The sequence below is a fragment of the Paractinoplanes ovalisporus genome (genome assembly GCF_016834655.1).
Taxonomy (GTDB): Bacteria; Actinomycetota; Actinomycetes; order Mycobacteriales; family Micromonosporaceae; genus Actinoplanes; species Actinoplanes ovalisporus.
The window spans coordinates 58169-76992 of the sequence record NZ_JAENHP010000036.1 but is presented as its reverse complement, the minus strand read 5'-3'; the positions used below and the strand labels follow the sequence as shown (position 1 = coordinate 76992).

The 18824-nt window shown below is 72.4% G+C and carries 20 protein-coding genes and 1 tRNA gene; 15 read left to right on the top strand and 6 right to left on the bottom strand.

What is annotated here, in order from left to right:
* Window positions 1-3 precede the first annotated feature (3 nt).
* Window positions 4-1341: a S8/S53 family peptidase gene (locus JIG36_RS52965; protein WP_203383846.1), complete on the bottom strand. Its 1338-nt coding sequence runs from the start codon at window positions 1339-1341 to the stop codon at window positions 4-6.
* 33 nt (window positions 1342-1374) lie between these two features.
* Between JIG36_RS52965 and JIG36_RS54565 the strand changes: the two genes are divergently transcribed.
* Entirely contained in the window at window positions 1375-3930 is a 2556-nt protein-coding gene (locus JIG36_RS54565) for a CHAT domain-containing protein (RefSeq protein WP_203383845.1), read from the top strand.
* A 47-nt stretch (window positions 3931-3977) separates the two neighbouring features.
* On the opposite strand, the gene JIG36_RS49200 is transcribed toward JIG36_RS54565, so the two are convergent.
* The 3 genes from JIG36_RS49200 to JIG36_RS49190 form a co-directional block, all read right to left on the bottom strand.
* Window positions 3978-4442 (bottom strand): hypothetical protein, encoded by a 465-nt coding sequence (locus JIG36_RS49200; RefSeq protein WP_203383844.1) that lies wholly within the window; start codon window positions 4440-4442, stop codon window positions 3978-3980.
* Between the two features lie 5 nt (window positions 4443-4447).
* Window positions 4448-5113 (bottom strand): RNA polymerase sigma factor, encoded by a 666-nt coding sequence (locus tag JIG36_RS49195; RefSeq protein ID WP_203383843.1) that lies wholly within the window; start codon window positions 5111-5113, stop codon window positions 4448-4450.
* Window positions 5114-5224: 111 nt separating this feature from the next.
* Window positions 5225-5620 (bottom strand): hypothetical protein, encoded by a 396-nt coding sequence (locus JIG36_RS49190; RefSeq protein WP_203383842.1) that lies wholly within the window; start codon window positions 5618-5620, stop codon window positions 5225-5227.
* Window positions 5621-5771: 151 nt separating this feature from the next.
* Here JIG36_RS49190 and JIG36_RS49185 point away from each other — a divergent pair, with 151 nt between their 5' ends.
* The 14 genes from JIG36_RS49185 (at window position 5772) to JIG36_RS49120 (ending at window position 16610) form a co-directional block, all read left to right on the top strand.
* On the top strand, window positions 5772-6101 hold the full coding sequence (locus JIG36_RS49185) for a PadR family transcriptional regulator (RefSeq protein WP_203383841.1): 330 nt from the start codon (window positions 5772-5774) through the stop codon (window positions 6099-6101).
* Window positions 6098-7141: an HAAS signaling domain-containing protein gene (locus JIG36_RS49180; protein WP_203383840.1), complete on the top strand. Its 1044-nt coding sequence runs from the start codon at window positions 6098-6100 to the stop codon at window positions 7139-7141. Before JIG36_RS49185 ends, JIG36_RS49180 begins: the two co-directional genes overlap by 4 nt.
* Window positions 7142-7230: 89 nt before the next feature.
* On the top strand, window positions 7231-8061 hold the full coding sequence (locus JIG36_RS49175) for an LppU/SCO3897 family protein (RefSeq protein WP_203383839.1): 831 nt from the start codon (window positions 7231-7233) through the stop codon (window positions 8059-8061).
* Window positions 8062-8173: 112 nt separating this feature from the next.
* Window positions 8174-8569 carry an LppU/SCO3897 family protein gene (locus JIG36_RS49170; RefSeq protein ID WP_203383838.1) on the top strand — a complete coding sequence of 132 codons (396 nt, stop codon included), beginning with the start codon at window positions 8174-8176 and terminating at the stop codon, window positions 8567-8569.
* Window positions 8548-9276 carry a uracil-DNA glycosylase gene (locus JIG36_RS49165; protein WP_438870816.1) on the top strand — a complete coding sequence of 243 codons (729 nt, stop codon included), beginning with the start codon at window positions 8548-8550 and terminating at the stop codon, window positions 9274-9276. Before JIG36_RS49170 ends, JIG36_RS49165 begins: the two co-directional genes overlap by 22 nt.
* A 19-nt stretch (window positions 9277-9295) precedes the next feature.
* A complete protein-coding gene (locus JIG36_RS49160) occupies window positions 9296-9988 on the top strand; it encodes a DUF4129 domain-containing protein (protein ID WP_203383837.1) in 693 nt (230 codons plus the stop codon).
* Window positions 9985-10596 carry a hypothetical protein gene (locus tag JIG36_RS49155; RefSeq protein WP_307873231.1) on the top strand — a complete coding sequence of 204 codons (612 nt, stop codon included), beginning with the start codon at window positions 9985-9987 and terminating at the stop codon, window positions 10594-10596. Before JIG36_RS49160 ends, JIG36_RS49155 begins: the two co-directional genes overlap by 4 nt.
* Window positions 10597-10609: 13 nt before the next feature.
* Entirely contained in the window at window positions 10610-11620 is a 1011-nt protein-coding gene (locus tag JIG36_RS49150; RefSeq protein ID WP_203383867.1) for an AAA family ATPase, read from the top strand.
* A gap of 14 nt (window positions 11621-11634) precedes the next feature.
* The gene (locus JIG36_RS49145; protein ID WP_203383866.1) at window positions 11635-12966 is read left to right on the top strand and encodes a DUF58 domain-containing protein; all 1332 of its coding nucleotides are present in this window, start codon (window positions 11635-11637) and stop codon (window positions 12964-12966) included.
* Window positions 12966-13529 (top strand): hypothetical protein, encoded by a 564-nt coding sequence (locus JIG36_RS49140; protein WP_236049975.1) that lies wholly within the window; start codon window positions 12966-12968, stop codon window positions 13527-13529. Before JIG36_RS49145 ends, JIG36_RS49140 begins: the two co-directional genes overlap by 1 nt.
* A 100-nt stretch (window positions 13530-13629) precedes the next feature.
* Window positions 13630-14979: an NAD(P)/FAD-dependent oxidoreductase gene (locus JIG36_RS49135; RefSeq protein ID WP_203383836.1), complete on the top strand. Its 1350-nt coding sequence runs from the start codon at window positions 13630-13632 to the stop codon at window positions 14977-14979.
* A gap of 200 nt (window positions 14980-15179) precedes the next feature.
* A tRNA-Leu gene (locus JIG36_RS49130) sits at window positions 15180-15263 on the top strand.
* Between the two features lie 151 nt (window positions 15264-15414).
* Entirely contained in the window at window positions 15415-16242 is an 828-nt protein-coding gene (locus JIG36_RS49125; protein WP_203383835.1) for a Bax inhibitor-1/YccA family protein, read from the top strand.
* 68 nt (window positions 16243-16310) lie between these two features.
* A complete protein-coding gene (locus JIG36_RS49120; protein ID WP_203383834.1) occupies window positions 16311-16610 on the top strand; it encodes a hypothetical protein in 300 nt (99 codons plus the stop codon).
* A gap of 62 nt (window positions 16611-16672) precedes the next feature.
* On the opposite strand, the gene JIG36_RS49115 is transcribed toward JIG36_RS49120, so the two are convergent.
* Together JIG36_RS49115 and JIG36_RS49110 are read right to left on the bottom strand one after the other, a co-directional pair.
* Window positions 16673-17917, bottom strand: a complete 1245-nt coding sequence (locus tag JIG36_RS49115; protein WP_203383833.1) for an acetyl-CoA C-acetyltransferase — start codon at window positions 17915-17917, stop codon at window positions 16673-16675.
* Between the two features lie 87 nt (window positions 17918-18004).
* The gene (locus JIG36_RS49110) at window positions 18005-18796 is read right to left on the bottom strand and encodes an SGNH/GDSL hydrolase family protein (protein WP_203383832.1); all 792 of its coding nucleotides are present in this window, start codon (window positions 18794-18796) and stop codon (window positions 18005-18007) included.
* Window positions 18797-18824: the final 28 nt, after the last annotated feature.

Sequence of the window (18824 nt, the reverse complement as noted above, 5' to 3'; positions counted from 1 at the left end):
CGCTCATCCGAGCCACGGCAGGGCCACGGCACCGACGCCGGGAATGGCCGCCTTGCGGGCCTTGGCGATCACCGCGCTCGCCGCGTCCGGACCGTTCTCGCCGGTGCGGGACATGCGCGCGGCGACCAGTCCGGTGATCACACCGGTGGCGAACGACGTGCCGCTCCAGCGGGCCAGCCCGGTGAAGTTCGCGTGGTTGCCGATCCGGGGCGGCTCCATGTAGTCGAGGCGCCCGGTCGGGAACACGTTCACCAGCCCTTCGCCGGGCGCATAGGCGTCGACCCAGCCCCCGTGGTTGCTGAACCAGGCCCGGCCCCGCAGGTTCGCGGCGAGCGAGCCGGCCGCCACCGCCCACTTCTCGGCGGCCGGATGGAACGGGTCCCGCCAGCCGTCGTTGCCGGCCGCGGCGACCAGCGCGGTCCCCTTCTGCCGGCGCCACCGCCGCTCATAGAAGCGGTTCAGGTAGTGCAGGCGGCCGCCCGGCGCGACGAACGTGCCGGCCGACAGGTTGATCACGTCGGGGAAGTCGACGGCCAGGGTCTGTTCCATCGCCTCGACCATCTGTTTCTCGAACGAGAAGCCCAGCGGCGTCGTGGCGTACTCGCTGCCCGGCGGCGGGAACGCGGCCCGCACGACCACCTCGGCGGCGGGCGCGACACAGCGGATCAGGCCGGCGATGAAGGTGCCGTGGCCGGCGTACTGCGCGAGCGGCTGCCGGTTGCCGATGCCCGGGTCCGGGTCGCCGGTCACGCCCGCCATCCACGGGAAGCCGAGCGCCTGGTCGTCGAGCCCGGTGTCGAGCACCACCACCTTGATGCCGAGCCCGGCCCGCGGATCGCACGACACCGGCGGGTCGGGCGGCGTGCCCGGATGCACCGGGGTCGGCTCGTCGCCCTGGCATTTGGTTCCGGTGCCGTTCGGGGCGAGGTCGACCAGGTATTCGGGCCCCCATTCGCCCTCGGGGATCTCCGGCATCGCGTCGGCCAGCCAGGCCAGCGCCGCGTGCACGCTCGTTCCCGGCTTCAGGCGGACCCATTCCAGCCCGTACGAGATGGTGCCGTCCTCGGGTGCGTCCGGGTCCGGGCGCAGCCGCTCCACGGCATCCACACCCGGCATGCGGGCGAGCTTGCGGCGGGCCTTGCGGGAGTGCTCGATCGGGATGAGCAGAACCTCCCGGCGTACGAAGTAGTGGATGCCGACCTCGCGCCAGTCGGCCGGTCCGGGTTCGACGCAGTGCCCGTAGTGCCGCATGATCGCGGCGACCTGGGCCTCCTGACGGCTGCCGGACGGATCGGGATAGGCGGGCGGGTGCCCGTCGGGCTTACGACGCTTTCCAGGCACGACTCAACTCCTCGAGGTTCCTAGACTGATGGCGTGAACGCGGGCGAGGCGTTGCTCGCGATGGCTCTCTCCCGCCCGGTCGAGGCGCTGGCGGAGGCCGACCGGCTGATCCGGAGCCGGCCCGGCGCCGCACCCGCGTCGTACGCCCATCAGGCGCGAGCCATCGTGCTGCGCGACGCCGGGCAGTTCGCCGAGGCGATCGCGGCCGCCCGGCGGGCGCTGCGACTGGCCGGCGACCCCGAGCGTGCGGTCGATGTGCGGGCGACGCTGGGCGTGGCGCTGGTGATGGCCGGGCGCACCACGGCCGGGCTGGCCGAGCTCGACGCCGCCGCCGGGGCCAGCCGCGGGCCGGTGGCCGGTCGGGTGCTGATGCGCCGCGGCTTCGAACTGCACGGTCTGGGCCGGCGGGCCGAGGCGCTGGCCGACCTGAACCGGGCCATCGTGCTGCTGCACCGCGCGGGTGACGAGATCTGGGAGGCCCGGGCCCGTACGGCGCGGTTCCTCGTGCACTCCGCGGCCGGGCGGGCGCCGCGGGCCGTCCGCGACCTCGACCTGGCCGAACGCATCTATGCCGCCGCCGGGCAGGAGCTCGAGCTGGTGACCGTCGTGCAGAACCGGGCCGAGGTCGCGCGCCAGAGCGGGGACCTGCCGGGTGCCCTGGCCCGGCTCGACGAGGCCGCCCGGCGCTATGCCGCGCTCGGTGTCCACTGGCCCGACCTGGTCTTCGACCGTTGCGACCTGCTGCTGGCGGCCGGTCTGGCCGACGAGGCGCTGGCCGAGGCCGACGCCGGCATCCCCCTGCTGCCGGAGCGTTCCTCCGACCGGGCCGAGCTGCTGTTCGCGGCCGCCCGCGCGGCTCAGGCGGCGGGCCGCCCGGCCGAGGCGGCGGCCCGGGCCCGCGACGCGCACGACCTGTTCCGGTTGCAGGGCCGTCCCTGGTGGACCGCCCGGGCCGCGTTCGTGCTGGCCCAGGCCCGCCATGATCTCGACCCGGCCGACCCCCGGCTGCCCGCCGACGCGTGCCGGATCGCCGACCGGCTGGGCGAACTGCGGGCCGAGGAGGCGCCGGCCGCGCACCTGCTGGCGGGCCGGATCGCCGCCGGAGCCGGGCAGGCCGCGGTGGCCGAACGCTATCTGGCCTACACGGCCCGGTTCCGCCGCCGCGGGCAGCCGCAGGGCTGGCTCGCTCAGGCTCTGCGGGCAGGCACCCAGGGCCGCACCACGGCCGCGCTCAACGCCGCCCGGCGCGGTCTGGCCGCGGTCGCCGTGCTGCAGAGCCGCCTCGGGGCGGTGGAGTTGCGGGCGTACGCGGCCCGGCCCGGCGCCGAGCTGGCGGCGATCGGCCAGCGCCACGCCATCGCCCGGGGCGACCCCCGGAATCTGCTGCTCTGGACCGAGATGCGACGCGCCAGCGCCCTGTCCACGGTCACCTCCCGCTCGCCGGTCGGCCGGGAGTTCTCGGCCGACCTGGCCGCCCTGCGCGAGGTGATGAACCGGCTGGACACCGCGCGGGCGACCGGCGGCCGGGCGGGCCCGATCGAGGAGGAACGGCGGCGGCTGGAGGCGGCCATCCGGGAGCGCGCCCGGCATCTCGGCGGCGACGGCGCCTCCCCGCCGCCCCCGACCGCCGACGAGATCCTCGACCGGCTCGGCGACCAGGTGCTGGTCGAGCTGGCCGCGGTCGACGGCGAGCTGCACGCGGTCACCGCCCGCCCGGGCCGGATCCGTCTGCACCGGGTCGGCCCGCTCGCCCGGGCCGTCCGCGAGGTCGAGTTCGCCCGCTTCCAGCTGCGACGGCTCGCGCACGGCCGGCCACCGCCGGGCGCCCTGGACCGTCTGGCCGAGGCCGGCCGGCTGTTGCAGACCGCGCTGCTCGGCCCGGCCGCGGCCGACCTGGGCGACGGTCCGGTGCTCATCGCCCCGCCGAGCCTGCTGCACGGGGTCCCGTGGGGGATGCTCCCCGCGCTGCGGCGCCGGCCGTGGAGTGCGACACCGTCCGCGGCCGCCCTCCTCGACACCCGACGCCGGGCCCCGCGCGGGCGCCGGGTGGTCATCGTGGTCGGTCCGGGCCTGAGCGCCAGTGCGGGCGAGGCGGGCCGGATCGCCGCCGTCCACCCCGACCCGTTGCTGCTGGCCGCCGGCGGGGCGACCGCGCCCAAGGTGCTGGCCGCGCTCGACGGCGCCGCCACCGCGCACATCGCCGCCCACGGGGTCTTCCGGGCCGACAACCCGCTCTTCTCGTCGCTGCGGCTCGACGACGGCCCGCTCACCGTGCACGACCTGAGCCGTCTGCACCGGGCGCCGTACCGGCTGATCCTGTCGAGCTGCGAGTCGGGCGCCGCCACGCCCCTCGCCGGTGACGAGCTGCTCGGCATGATCAGCGTGCTCGTTCCGCTCGGCACCCGCAGCCTGCTCGCCGCCTCGGTGCCGGTCAACGACGCCGCGTCGGCGCCCCTGATGGCCGACTTCCACGGCGCCCTGAGCCGGGGCCGCAGCTTCGCGGAAGCCCTGCTGCACGGCCGGGACCGGGCCGCGGGCGATCCGGTGGCGCTCGCGACGGCGTTCGCCTTCACCACCCTCGGCGTGTGACAGCGGGGTCATCCGGATCCAGCGCGTGGTTACCCGGCGGCCCGGCGTCATATCCGGATCCAGCGCGTGGTGACTCGACGGCCGCCGGCGAGCCGGCAGAACATCCGGATCGGGCCGGGAGCCAGGCCCTCGACCACGAACCGGCCCAGCTCGTCGACCGTGACCGGATGGGATCCGCTCTCCGTCCGCAGGGCACACTCCTCGACCGGTTCGCCGGAGAGCATGCCCACCAGCCGCAACGCCCCGGCGTCGCTCTCGACCTCGAGGTCGATCTGGACGCCGCCGCCCGAGAACGAGAGGAGCCAGTGGCCCTGGGCCGGATCCTCGGGGGCGGCCCGCACCTGTTCGAAGGCGGCCGGCCCCCGGGAGTCGGCGACCAGGTGGGCGATCTCGGCGTCCAGGTCGCGGGTCAGGAACGCCGCCCGGGCCGCCTCCAGCACCGAGGCGGGCGGGCCGTCCACGGAACCCGCGATCCGCCGCAGGTCCGCCAGCAGCTTGTCGTCGTGATCCACACCCCTCACCCCTTCCGGCCGTCGGCGGGGCCGCGGGCCGCGTGGTCGCGATGGTCTTCGGCCGGTCTGCGGGCCGCGTGGTCGCGATGGTCTCCGGCAGGGCCGCGGGCCGCGTGGTCGCGCTCCGAGAAGATCTGCCCGTCCGAGGCCCGCAGCAGGTCGCGCAGGCACTTGAGGCAGCGCTGCCGGGTGGGTCCGATGCTGCCGACCGCGATGTCCAGCGCCGCCGCGACCTCGGTGTAACTGGGCGGCGGGTCGGCCATCAGCACCCGCAGCAGTCGCCGGCAGGGTGGTCGCAGCCCGGCGAACGCCCGCCAGAGCGCCGCGTCGCGCTCGTCCCGCAGCAGTGCGCTGTCGAGTGGGTCGTCGGCCTCGCCGGGCGCGTCCAGCTCCTCGGTCCCGCCGGGTCGCAGCCGGGCCGCGCGACGGCGGATGTCGTGGCACTCGCGCCGCACAATGGTGGCGAGCCAGCTGCCGAGCCGGTCCGGCTCCCGGATGTCGTCGATGTTCTCGATCAGGCGCAGCCAGGCGGTCTGGACCGCGTCGGCGGCGTCCGACTCGTTCATCCGCTGGCTGCGGGCCACCGCCCACAGCAGGTTCGTGTACTGCCCGGTCAGGGCCGTCCACGCCGCGCTGTCGCCTTGTCTTATCCGGGACAAGAGGTCTGTCATCGCCGTTCCCCCTTTTCGCCCGTGGGCGTCCGATGAGCACGACGGGCGGGGGACGGGTCCTGATACATGGTGCGGGCGGGATTTCCGCCCGCACCACGGATCTGTCCTAGATCAGATGACGATGACCCGCTCGGCCGAGAGCTGGTACGAGTGGTCGCTGTGGACGCCCGCCTCGAACTTGTAGGTGGCCACGACCTCGAGCAGGTCGCCGGGCCGGGCGTTCCAGCCCGAGACGTCGACCTTCAAGGTCTCCTCACGACGCGAATGGGCCGGCGTCAGGTTGCGCGGCGGGTTCGCGATGTACGCGGTGATCGTCGACTGGCTGAGGTTGCGCACGGCGACGAACAGCTGGTCCCGTACGGCGAAAGCGTTGATGTCCTCGCCGACCTCGATCTGCGCGACGACGTCGAAGGGCTTGCCGTTCTCGACCGTGTCGGCGGCGTTGGTGGTGCCGTCGTCCGCGGCGAACAAGTTCTTGATCACGGCGTCCCAGGTGTTTGTGGGCATGGTGTCCGGTTCCTTCCGAATGGTTTCCCCCAGTTGTGGTGCGGTGGCGCGCTCACCTCACCGACAACCAGACGCACAGGCCCCGGTCCCTGATACCGATCCCGGTATTGCGGACTTGACGGTATTTCGCATTGCGCAGTACCGTCCCTGCGTGGATACCACCCAGCTGCTCAAGGGTGTCCTGGACCTGGCCGTGCTCGCCGCGCTGCGCGACGAGGACGGCTACGGCTATGACATTCTCCGCCGCCTGCGGGCCGCCGGGCTCGAAGACGTCGGCGACGCCTCGGTCTACGGCACGCTCCGGCGCCTGTTCGCCGGCGGCTTCCTGAACAGCTATGTGGTCCCGAGCGACGAGGGGCCCCACCGCAAGTACTACGGCCTCAACGCCGCCGGCCGCGCCGAGTTGCAGCGGTCGGGCAAAGTGTGGCACGGCTTCGCATCCACCATGGACGATCTGCTTCGCGAGCGGGAGACGGCGTGAACTCCACGGCACAGGACGAGATCACCGAGTACGTCGAGCGTGTCCGCGCGGCGCTGGCCGACCTGCCCGAGGCGACCCGCGCCGAGCTCCTCGAAGACCTGCCGGAGCATCTGGCGGAGATTAGGGCGGAAGACACGGTCACGCTCACCGACCGGCTGGGGACCCCCGAGGCGTACGCGGCCGAGCTGCGCGCCACCGCGGCCGGTTTTGTCGGCGGCTTCCCCGACCCGCCCAAGCGCAACGGCTTCCAGCCGTTCCTCGACGCGCGGGCCGACGTGGTGCGGGTGCTCGGCCACGCCGACGTGAAGGTCGGGCCCCTGATCGGATATCCCCGGGCCAGCGAGTTCCTGAGCCTGCTGCGCCCGGCGTGGTGGGTGCTGCGTGGCTACCTGGGCGCGATGGCGATCGCCTATCTGTTCGACGACAGCGGCAACCAGCCCGGCCTGCTGCCCCGCGTCGGCGGCAGCACGCTGGTCGCGCTGCTGCTGCTCGGCCTCTGTGTCGTGGCGTCGATCCTGGTCGGCCAGCGCCGGTTGGCCACCGGCGGGTGGCGGCGATACGCGCTCAACATCGGCACGGTGTTCCTGGTGCTGTTCGCGATCGGCGGCTTCTTCAGCGCCGACAGCGACGTGCGCGACCCGGGCTACAGCGACGCGGGCTATTCGGGCGGCGGCAACCCGTACGACTACATCACCGACGTCTTCGTCTACGACAGCCAGGGCCGGCTCGTACCCGGGGCGCGGCTGTTCGATCAGGACGGCGCGCCGATCCAGATGGGCAACGCGTACTGCACCGACCCGAACACGGGGGAGTCGTGGCACACGCGCAACATGGGTTACCCGTACTGCCCCGAGGCGGCGCCGTTCGGCTCGCCCGCGCCGACGCCGACCGATCCGGCCGATGCCGCGGAGTCCGCCGTCCCGGTGCCCGACGACGGCCCGTCGGCGGAGGCCGGCGTCGAGCCGGTGCCCACGGCGACCTCGCCCTCGCTCGCGCCGCCGAAGCCGACCACCGCGCCCACCACCGCGCCGGCCCGCTGACGGGGTCGCGGGAACGGACGGTGATCGCTAGGGTCTCCTCCGCTTGATCCGGTCGGCCGACGCGGCCGGCCCGCGGAAAGGAACACCCCTTGAGCGACACCGTTCCGCCTCCGGGCGGCACGAACCCGCCGCCCCCTGACCCCACGTCCGCGCCGGCGCCTGCGTTCCCGCCCGCGTTTTCCTCGCCGGCGTTCCCGGCTGCGGTCTCGCCCGCGCCGGGCCAGCCGGCGTACGGCCAGCCCTCGTATGCGCCTTCGCCGTTCGGGCCGCAGCAGCAACAGCCGGAGCAGCCGGGCCAGCCGGCTTACGGCCAGCCCTCGTATGCGCCATCGCCGTTCGGGCCGCCGCAGCCGCAGCCGCAACAGCCAGGGCAGGCGGGCCAGCCGGGCTTCCCGCCGCCCGGCCAGGGCTATCCGCAGCCTGGATATCCGCCCGCGCCCGGCCACCCGCAGCCGGGCGTGCCCGCCGGTTACCCGCAGTCGGGCATGCCGGGCGGTTACCCGCAGCCGGGCATGGCGGCCGGCTACCCGCAGCCGGGCGCGCCGGCACCCAAGCGGCGCAGCGTCCTCAAGATCGTCCTGATGGCCGTCGCCCTGGGCGGCATCCTGCTGGTCGGCCTCGGCATCTTCGGTGTGAGCGCGATCGTCTCGGCCGCCGCCGACCCCGCCAAGGGGGCCCAGGTGGGTGACTGCCTGGCCGCCTCGAGCTCGGTCGCCGACGTCGGCACCACCGAGACCTCAGCCGAGGTCGTCGAGTGCGGTTCGGTCCGGGCCGAATACACGGTCGTGGCCCGCGTCGAGGGCGAGAGCTCCCCGAACAGCACCGCCTGCGAGAAGTTCTTCCCCGGCGACGAGAAGTACTACGTCTACGGCAGCACCGCCGACGGCGGCTACGTGCTGTGCCTGCGCCCCAAGGGCTGAGCCACGGGGGCTGAGCCACGAAGGGCTGACAACGGGACTCGCCAAGGACGTGAACCGGTCGCTACAGTCTGCTGCTGCGACCGGTCGTACGACCCCTCGAGAGGACCACCCCGTGAGCACAGCACCGGCCCGGCCCACGGGTGAGGCCCCCGGCCGTCAGAAGCGGGGCCGCCTTGTCGCGGCCGTCGTCATCGCGGTGGTCGTGGCCGCCGCGGTCTACGCGATCAGCGGCCTGTTCCTCGGCGGCGACGGCGCGAAGGACGCCAAGGCCGGCGACTGCATCGCCTCCGACAAGGACGTGCGCGACGAGGGCACCACCGAGACCGGGGCCAACGTCGTCGACTGCCTGTCGTCCGACGCCCGGTTCACCGTTGTGGCCCGGGTCGACGGCGAGAACTCCACCCAGAGCGACTCCTGCAACAAGTTCTTCCAGGAGAAGGAGGAGTTCTACGTCTACGCCAAGAGCGACGACGAGGGCTACCTGCTGTGCCTGAAGCCGAAGCGGTGAGGTCCGAGGCGGCCCGGGCCGCCTCCCTGGGTGCGCTGGACGCCGCCATCTCGGACTGTTTCGCCTGCCCGCGCCTGGTCGCCTGGCGCGAGGAGGTGGCCGCGACCAAGCGGGCCGCCTTCCGCGACCAGCACTACTGGGGCCGCCCGGTCCCGGGCTTCGGTGTCGCCGACCCCGAGATCGCCATCCTCGGCCTGGCTCCCGCGGCCCACGGCGGCAACCGCACCGGCCGCATCTTCACCGGCGACCGCTCGGGTGACGTGCTGTTCGCCGCCCTGCACCGCGCCGGCCTGGCCAACCAGCCCACCAGCGTCTCGGCCGACGACGGGCTGGCGCTGAACCACCTGCGGATCTTCGCCGCCGTCCGCTGCGCCCCGCCCGACAACAAGCCGCTGCCGTCCGAGCGGGACAACTGCGCGCCCTGGCTCCACCGCGAGCTCGAACTGATCCGTCCGACCCTCAAGGTCGTGGTCGCGCTCGGGGCTTTCGCCTGGCAGGCCTGGTGGCCGGCGATGACCGCGGTCTACGGGGTGCGGCCGCCGGTGCCCCGCCCGAAGTTCGGCCACGGCGCCAAGGTCAGCCAACCGGGTGTGCCTGATCTGCTCGGCTGCTTCCACGTCAGCCAGCAGAACACCTTCACCGGTAAGCTCACCCCGGCCATGCTCGACGACGTCTTCACCGAAGCGAAGCGGCTGGCCCGGATTTGAGCAGCATAGAGAAGGATCGATGATTTCCGCGGCGGTGCGACGCTGGTGGCCCCTGGCCGCCGTCCTCGTGCTGCTCTTCGGCACCGCCCTCGCCGCGACCCGGTCCGAGCCCCGCCTCGAGCAGATCGTCCGCGACGAGCCCACGGCCCAGGCGCCGCTGCTGCCCACCACGGTTCCGTCGGGCGTGCGCAGCGAGCCCCCGCCGCCCGAGCCCGCCCGTGGCCTGCCCGACTGGGTCAACACGGTGGCGCTGATCGTGCTCGGCCTGGTCGTCGCCGTCCTGCTCGGCCTGCTGATCTACACCTTGATCCGCGAGCGCCGCCGCCGCTCGGGCAAGAACGACCGCCGGCGCCGCAAGGCGAACGACCAGCCCCGTACGGCCGAGGAACTGGTCGCCGCGCTCGACGCCGGCCTGGAAGAGCTCTCCGACACCGACCGCGACCCGCGCCGCGCCGTGATCGCCTGCTGGGTGCGGCTGGAACAGGCGGCCGCCGCGGCCGGCACGCCCCGGCACCCCGGCGACAGCCCGACCGACCTGGTCGGCCGTCTCCTGAGCGAGCAGCAGGTCGACGCGCAGGTGCTGGCCGCGCTGCTCGACGTCTACCGCCAGGCTCGCTACGCCACCCACACGGTCGACGACCAGATGCGCCGCCAGGCCCGCTCGGCCCTGGAACGCCTGCGGGCCGACCTGGGCGCGGGGGTGCCGGCGTGACCGCCGGTCGGCTGCGGGCCGACATGGAGGTGGGCTCGGGCGGCCTCGAAGATCTTTTCGGTCAGCGCGAGGAACTGCTGGTCGCCGACGAGCCGGCCCCGGAACGCAAGCGGTCGTGGACGGCCTGGGCGCTGCGCAACCTGCTGCTGGTCGCGCTGGCCACGGTGGTCGTGGTCGCGGTCATGCGCTCGGCCGACCTCGACATCTCCGTCATCTTCGTCGTGTCCGCGCTGGCCGGTCTGCGGTTGATCCTGCTGGCGGTGGCCGAGGTCCGGTCGCCGCCGCGGCCGAAACGCTCGGATCGGCGCGGTGGCTCCGACGGCAGCATCGGCACCGATTCGCTGCGGGCGGCGGTGCGCCGCTGGGAGCAGAATCTCGACCGGGCCAACGCGGACGACGATCTGTACTCGCGTAACGTTCTGCCGGTGCTGGCCGAGCTCACCGACGAGCGGCTGCGGCTGCGCCACGGGATCACCCGGGCGTCCGACCCGCGGCGGGCCCGTCAGCTGCTCGGGGATCCGCTCTGGGCGGTGCTGCACGATCGCGGCCGGCGCATGCCGAAGGCGCGTGACCTCGAGTCCTACGTGGACGTGTTGGAACGACTGTGAGAAAGGTGCCGTGGTGACGGAGACCGGCGTGCAGGCCCTCCCCCCGTACGAGGTGGGAAGGTTGGCCGGCGCTGTCCTGGACTCGGTGGGCAGCGTCGTGGTCGGCAAGCGCGACTCGCTGGAGCTGGTGCTGGCGGGCATCCTGGCCGGCGGTCACGTGCTGCTGGAAGACCTGCCCGGCCTCGGCAAGACGCTGACCGCGCGCTGTTTCGCGCAGTCGCTCGGCCTCGACTTCCGCCGCCTGCAGTTCACCCCCGACCTGCTGCCGGCCGACGTCACCGGCTCGTTCCTCTACGACCAGCGCAAGGGCGACTTCGCGTTCCGGGCCGGCCCGGTCTTCACCAACATGCTGCTGGCCGACGAGATCAACCGGACGCCGCCCAAGACCCAGGCCGCGCTGCTCGAGGCCATGCAGGAGAAGCAGGTCTCGGTCGAGGGTGTCACCTACCGCCTCGACCCACCCTTCCACGTTCTCGCCACGGCCAACCCCATCGAGTACGAGGGCACGTACCCGCTGCCCGAGGCCCAGCTCGACCGGTTCCTGCTGCGCGTGTCGTTCGGTTACCCGACCGCCGAGGAGGAGTGGGACGTGCTGCAGCGCCGCATGTCCCGCCGCCAGGAGGAGGCTTTCCTCCAGCCGGTGGTCGACGCCGCCACCCTCCAGTCGATGCAGTCCGCGCTCGAGGCGATCACGGTCGAAGACTCGATCGGCCGCTATATCGTGTCGCTGACCGCGGCCACCCGCGAACACGCGTCGGTGCTGGTCGGCTCGTCCCCGCGTGGCTCGCTCGCCCTGCTGCTGCTGGCCCGGGCGCGGGCCGCCATGGCCGGCCGTGACTTCGTCGTCCCCGAAGACGTCAAGGACGTGGCCGTGCCCGCCCTGGCCCACCGCATCACGCTGCGGCCCGAGATGTGGCTGCGTCGCGTCGACCCGGCCTTCGTGGTCGACGAGGTGCTGCAAAATACCCCGGCCCCGGCCAGCGGCGCCCTGCCCACCTACGCGACGGGGTACACCGCGACGTGACGGTTCCGGAGCCGCTGCTGCGCCGCGCCGTGCCGCCGGCCACCTCGGGCGATCTGGGTTTCGGCCCGGCCTGGGCGCCGACCCGCGCGCTCGGTCGTGCCGTGCTGCTCACCGGCCTGTTGCTCGTGCTCGGGGTCGCGCTCGGCCGGGTCGACCTGGTGCTGCTGGCCGCCCCGTTTGCGATCGGCGCCGCCATCCACCTGCGCCGGATGCCCCGCTCGGCCCCCGAGCTCTCGGTCGCGGCCGACGAGGAACTGCTGGTCGAGGGCGGCCAGGTGCAGGCCTCGGTGACCGTCACCAACCCCGACCTCATCCCGTACGACCTGGTGGTCGTCCGCACCCGCACGTCGCGCTGGCTCAAGCTGGAACACGCGGACCGGCCGTTCGCCCTGACCGTGGCGGCCGACGGCTGGGCCGCGGTCGACCTGCCCGGCGACGCCCTGCGCTGGGGCCGGCAGGATGTCGGTCCCGCCGCCGCGCGGGTCGCCGCCTGCGGTGGCCTGCTCGCCTGCCGCCCGGTGGTCACGCCCGCCCACAGCGTTCGGGTCTATCCGGTGACCGAGCCGTTCAACGCGATCGAGGCCATGCCCGCCGCCGCCGGCCTGGTCGGCGCCCACCGTTCGCGCCGCATGGGGGAGGGCGGAGAGCTTGCGGGTGTACGCCCGTTCGCGCCGGGCGACCGTCTGCGGCGCATCGACTGGCGGGTGTCCCTGCGGACGCGCGACCTGCACGTAGCGTCCACCCTCTCCGATCGTGACGCCGAAGTGGTGCTGCTCCTCGACGTACTCGGGGAAGTGGGTCTGTCCGGAGGAGTCGGCGGCAGCGCGTCGGTGCTCGACACCACGGTGCGCGCCTCGGCCGCCATCGCCGAGCACTATCTGCAGCGTGGCGACCGGGTGTCACTGCTGGAATACGGCGCGGCGGCCCGTCGTCTGCGCCCGGCCACTGGCCGCCGGCAATACCTGATCGTGCTGGAGTGGCTGCTCGACGTGCGGCCCGACCCGATGGACTCCGAGGGTGACTTCGGTGCGCACCACGTGTCCTCCGACGCGCTGGTCGTGGTGCTCACCCCGTTGATCGACCCGCGGGCGGCCGACATGCTGGCCTCGCTGGCCCAGTCCGGCCGTTACGTGGTCGCGGTCGACACCCTGCCCGCGAAGGCCGCCCCCGACGTGCGCAGCCCATGGACGCCGCTGGCCACCCGGCTGTGGCGCCTCGAGCGCGAGAACGTGCTGGGCCGGCTGCGGGAACACGGCGTCCCGGTGGTCGAGTGGGCCGGCGCGGGCAGCCTCGACCTGGTCCTGCGCGACGTCTCCCGGCTCGCCTCGGCACCCCGGGGGCGCTGATGCTCGAGATGATCACGCGGCGGTTCGGCGGCGCCCGGCGCACCCTGTCCCGCGCGACCGTGCTGCCGTTCCTGGTGCGCTGCGCGATCGGCGTGTGCGGCCTGGTCGCGGTGTCGGTGGCGTGGCCGTCGGGGCTGTTCGGCACCCAATACTTCGTACCGCTGGCCGTTGTCGCTCTTTATCCCGCATTCGCTCCGCGGGGCCGGGGCGCGACGTTTGCCGCATTGGTCGTGATCGGTGGCTGGCTGCTCGACACCGCGTTCTATGACTCCGAGGTCTCGCTGTGGCGGGTATTGACCATCGCCGCCGCGCTCTATCTGGGTCATTCGCTCACGGCATTGGCGGCCGTGCTCCCGTCCGACGCGGTGGTGAATTTCGACGTCGTGGGCCTGTGGCTGGCCCGGGCATTAGCCGTGATCCTCATCTCGGCCGTACTCACCGTGTTCGCGCTGGGACTCGCCGCTCAACTCGCGGGCGGCCCGTTCCTGGTGGCCACAGTGGTCGGTCTGGCCGGCGCCGCAGGTGCCACGCTGCTCATAGCACGCCTTGTTCATAGGCCGTGAAATATGCCTGCAATTTGTGTGTCACAGCACTTGACAAATCGATTTGTTGTACGTCACACCAGGAGGCGCGGGGGCCCTTCGGCGCGCGAGAATGGCTCATGTGAATCCGCAGCGCATCGTCGTCGTAGGTGCAGGGCACGTCGGTCTTTACGCCGCCCTGCGTCTGTCGAAGAAGCTCAACCGGCGCCGGGCCGAGATCGTTGTCATCGACCCGCAGCCGCACATGACGTACCAGCCGTTCCTCCCCGAGGCGGCGGCCGGCAACATCTCCCCGCGGCACAGCGTCGTGCCGCTCCGCCGCGAGCTCAAGAAGTGTCGCGTGGTGTCCGGCGAGGTCACCAAGGTGGAGCACGCACGCAAGACGGTGACCATCCAGCCCATCGAGGGCCCGGCCACCGAGTTGAGCTACGACCACATCATCGTGGCGCCGGGTTCCGTCTCGCGTACGCTGCCGATCCCCGGCCTGAGCGAGCGCGGCATCGGCCTCAAGACCATCGGTGAGGCCACCTACCTGCGCAACCACATCCTCGACCAGCTCGACGTCGCGGCCGTCACGCCCGACCCCGAGCTGCGCAAGGCGGCGCTGACCTTCGTCTTCGTCGGCGGCGGGTTCGCCGGCATCGAGGCGCTGGCCGAGATGGAAGACGTCGTCCGCGACGCCCTGAAGTACTACCCCGAGCTGGACAAGAACGAGCTCAAGTTCGTCCTGGTCGAGGCGACCAACCGCATCCTGCCCGAGGTCGGCCCCAAGATGGGCGCCTACGCGGCCCGCGAGCTGGCCAAGCGCGGCATCTCGCTGCGCCTCGACACCTTCCTCAACTCGTGCGTCGACGGCGAGATCGTGCTCTCCGACGGCGACACGTTCCGGGCCGAGACCCTGGTGTGGACGGCCGGCGTCAAGCCGTCGCCGATGCTCGACCACACCGACCTGCCCCGCGGCCCCAAGGGCCACGTCAACTGCCTGCCCACGCTGCAGGTGGCCGACAGCGACGGCAACGTGCTCGAGGGCGCGTGGAGCGCGGGCGACAGCGCCCAGGTTCCCGACCTGACCAACCCCGGCGGCTGGTGCTCGCCGAGCGCCCAGCACGCGGTCCGCCAGGCCCGGGTGCTGGCCGACAACATCCGGCAGGTCGTCCTCGGGGGCGAGCCCAAGGAATACAAGCACAAGTACATCGGCAGCGTCGCCGGCCTCGGCCTCGGCAAGGGTGTCGCGCACGTCTACGGCATCAAGGTCAAGGGCTGGCCGGCGTGGTTCATGCACCGCACCTACCACGTGAGCCACATCCCGTCGTTCCACCGCAAGGCCCGGGTGGTCGCCGACTGGACGCTCGCCATGCTGTTCAAGCGCGAGACGATCGCCCTCGGCCAGCTGCACTCCCCGCGCGAGGAGTTCACCGAGGTGACCCCGCCGGTGCAGCGCCCCGCCGAGCGCCCGAAGGTGGACGCCTAGTCCCGCCTGCCCCAGTGGTTCTGCGGTCCGGTGAGTGACTGAACGTGGAGGCCGGTCCCGCTTGCCCCAGTGGTTCTGCGGTCCGGTGAGTGACTGAACGTGGAGGCCGGGTCCCGCTTGGGCGGGGTCCTCTGTCCGGGCTCGGACGTATACGGTGTCCTAGGGCGTTTCCGAGGTAGCAACGGGAACGTCCTGGGCCCGCCCGGGTGGTGGAACGGCAGACACGGCCGCCTTAAAAGCGGCTGCCTCACGAAGGCGTGCGGGTTCGAGACCCGCCCCGGGCACCGCGCAGTCCCCCCACGTCCCGGCCGTGGCATTTCGACGGTTTTACATTCAGCCTGTTCACAGCATTCCGAGGCTTTCCTGATCAGCTCGCTCCCGTACCCTGGAACGGCACGCCAAACGTGCCTCAACCTCAAAGGGAGGCTGGACACAGTGAAGACTTCCAACCCGGTGCTCTCGCGCCTCGGCCAGGCGGCCGAGCGGGAGCGTACGGCCGGGTACGGGGCTTACGGCCCCGCCGGTGCCGCCCCGGGTTACGGTCAGCCGTATCCCGGCGCGTCGGATTACCCCGCCGCTCCGCCCGCCGTCCAGCCCATGACGGTCGACGACGTCGTCGTCAAGACGGTCACGCTGCTCGGCATCACCGGCGTCTCCGCGGTGGTCGCGTGGAACGTGATCCCCGAGGCCCTGACCGGTGCCGCCTGGATCGGCGCCGCGGTCATCGGCCTCGTGCTCGGTCTCGTGATCTCGTTCATGCGCATGGCCAACCCGGCGCTCATCGTGGGCTACGCGGTGGTCGAGGGCGTCTTCGTCGGCATGGCCTCCAAGGTCTTCTCGGTCATCGCCGGCTATCAGGGCGTCGTGCTGCAGGCAGTGATCGCCACCTTCGGCGTGTTCTTCCTGACGGCCTTCCTCTACAAGGCCAAGGTCATCCGGGCCACGCCGAAGTTCCAGCGCGGCATGATCATCGTGATGGGCGGCCTGTTCGCCGTCATGCTGATCAACATCGTGCTGAGCCTGTTCGGCTTCAACACCGGCCTGCGTGACAACGGTCCGCTGGGCTACATCTTCAGCATCGTCTGCATCGTGGTCGCCGCGCTCAGCTTCATCCTCAGCTTCAACGAGGTCGAAGAGGGCGTGCGGGCGGGCCTGCCGGCGCGTTACTCCTGGGTCGCCGCGTTCGGCATCCTGGTCAGCCTGGTCTGGCTCTACCTCGAAATCCTGCGCCTGCTGAGCTTCCTGCAGGGCGGCGACGACTAGCACCGCCGAAGATCAAAGACGCCCGGGCCCCCGTACGGTGGTCCGGGCGTTTCTTTTAGCCTGTTCGGGTGACCGACTTCGCGACGTCGATCGACCGGCTGCTCAACCAGATCCGCGTGTGGGAGCAGCCGCGCTGGAACCAGGACGAGCGCGCCGACCGTACGTACGCTTTGGTGCAGCTCCTGGCCGACCTCGGAGCCGACGCCGAGGGCCGCCCGCGCCGCCCGGTGCCGCGTGAGCACGACATGATCCTGCCCGACCAGGTGCGCGTGCTGGCCGACGACCTGCTCGCGGCCGAGGTCCCAGCCGAGGTGATGGCCGAGGCGGCCGCCGCCGTGGACGACCTGCGAGCGGCGATCAACAAATAAATCCGCCGAGCCCGGCCGCTCGTGGCAGACCGGACCCGGCGGTGAACCGAGAGGTCGGAGCGTCAGCTGAGGCGCTCCAGGACCATCGCCATGCCCTGACCGCCGCCGACGCACATCGTCTCGAGGCCGATGCTCTTGTCGTGCCAGTCCAGGGCGTTGAGCAGGGTGCCGGTGATGCGGGCGCCGGTCGAGCCGAACGGGTGGCCGACGGCGATCGCACCGCCGTTGACGTTCAGCTTCTCGATCGGAATGCCCAGGTCGCGGTACGACGGGATGACCTGCGCGGCGAACGCCTCGTTGATCTCGACCAGGTCGACGTCGTCGATCGTCATGCCGGCCCGCTTGAGCGCCTGCCGCGACGCCTCGACCGGGCCCAGGCCCATGATCTCGGGGCTGAGCGCGGTGACGCCGGTCGAGATGATCCGGGCCAGCGGCGTGATGCCCAGCTCACGGGCCTTGGTGTCGCTCATGATGACCACGGCCGCGGCGCCGTCGTTGAGCGGGCAGCAGTTTCCGGCGGTGACCCGGCCGTCGGGGCGGAACACCGGCTTGAGCTGCGACACCGCCTCGAGCGTGACCCCCGCGCGGGGGCCGTCGTCCTGTGACACGACCGTGCCGTCGGGCAGCGTCACCGGGGTGATCTCGCGCTCCCAGAAGCCGTCGGCGATCGCCTTCTCGGCCAGGTTCTGACTGCGTACGCCGAACTCGTCCATGTCCTGCCGGGAGACGCCCTTGATCTGGGCGAGGTTTTCCGCCGTCTGTCCCATCGCGATGTAGACGTCCGGAATCTGACCGTCCTCGCGGGGGTCGTGCCACGTGCGGCCGCCCTCGGCGTACGACTTCGTACGGGCCCGGGCCTCGTCGAACTTCGGGTTCTCCCAGCCGCCGCCCAGCTGGGCCTGCAGGGCTGACGGCAGACCGTCGGAACTGCCTCGTGCGTACCGGGAAACCGTCTCGACGCCCGCCGAGAGGAAGATGTCGCCCTCGCCGGCCTTGATGGCGTGGAACGCCATACGGGTGGTCTGCAGCGAGGACGAGCAGTAGCGCGTGACCGTCGCGCCGGGCAGGCCGTCCAGCCCGAGCTGGGTGGCGACCACGCGGGCCATGTTGAAGCCCTGCTCACCGCCGGGCAGCCCGCAACCGAGGTAGAGGTCTTCGATCAGGGTGCGGTCGAGCTGCGGCACCTTGCTCAGCGCGGCGTCGATGATGGTGGTGGCCAGGTCGTCGGGACGCAGGTCCCGCAGTGAACCCTTGGCTGCGCGGCCGATCGGGGATCGGGCAGTGGCGACGATGACAGCTTCCGGCATGCGCCCAATTTAACTCGCGAGTAACTTAGCCGGAAGTACAAATTCGTCACACAGCAGGCATGTTCGACTACCGATCCGTCATTGCTCTCAGCCGGCCGGTGTCATCGCGGCCTTCACCACGGCCGGGTAGAGCGCGTGGGCCCACACCCGGTAACCGTCGGCCGAGGGGTGGAAGCCGTCGTAACAGAGGGTGCCGGCGTCGGCCCGGAACACCGCGCCCGTCTCGTCACCCAGGTCGACCACGGCCCCGCCGGCGGCGGTCACGGCCTTGGCCTGAGCCTTCGCCATCCGGCGGCCCATCACGCCGGCGACCTGGCGCAGCGGCGGCGCGATGGCCCGCAGGGCGCCCAGGTCGGGGCAGGTGCCGACCACGACCCGCACGCCCGCGTCGCGCAACCGGCGCACGGCCGTGCCCAGCTGGGCCGCCGACTCCTCGGGGCTGCGCAGGCTGGTGGCGTCGTGCGCGCCGATCAGCACCACGGCCACGTCGGGCCGGTCGCCGAGCAGCGCCCGCGCCACCTGGGTGGCCAGGTCGGAGGAGCGGGAACCGGCGACGCCCACGCTGGAGAGCAGCACGTGGCGCTCGCCGGTCTCGGCGCTGCCCTCGGCCAGCAGCCGGGCCAGGTGACCGCCCACGGTCTCGCTCAGCCACTCCACGCCCACGCCGATCGCGGCCGAGTCGCCCAGCAGCACCAGGCGCAGCGGCGGCGCCGAGACCGGACCCATCGACGTGCGCAGGGCCAGTCCCATGGTCGGCTTCGCGTAGCGCCGGGCCTTCGCGGCCAGCACCTCACCGATCAGCAGGGCGGCCCCGCCCACCGCGCCGGCGAGCAGTCCGGTGGCGGCCGCCTTGCCGATCCGTGCGTTCAGCCCCGCCATGATGCTCGCCTCCCTGCGCCACGATGCA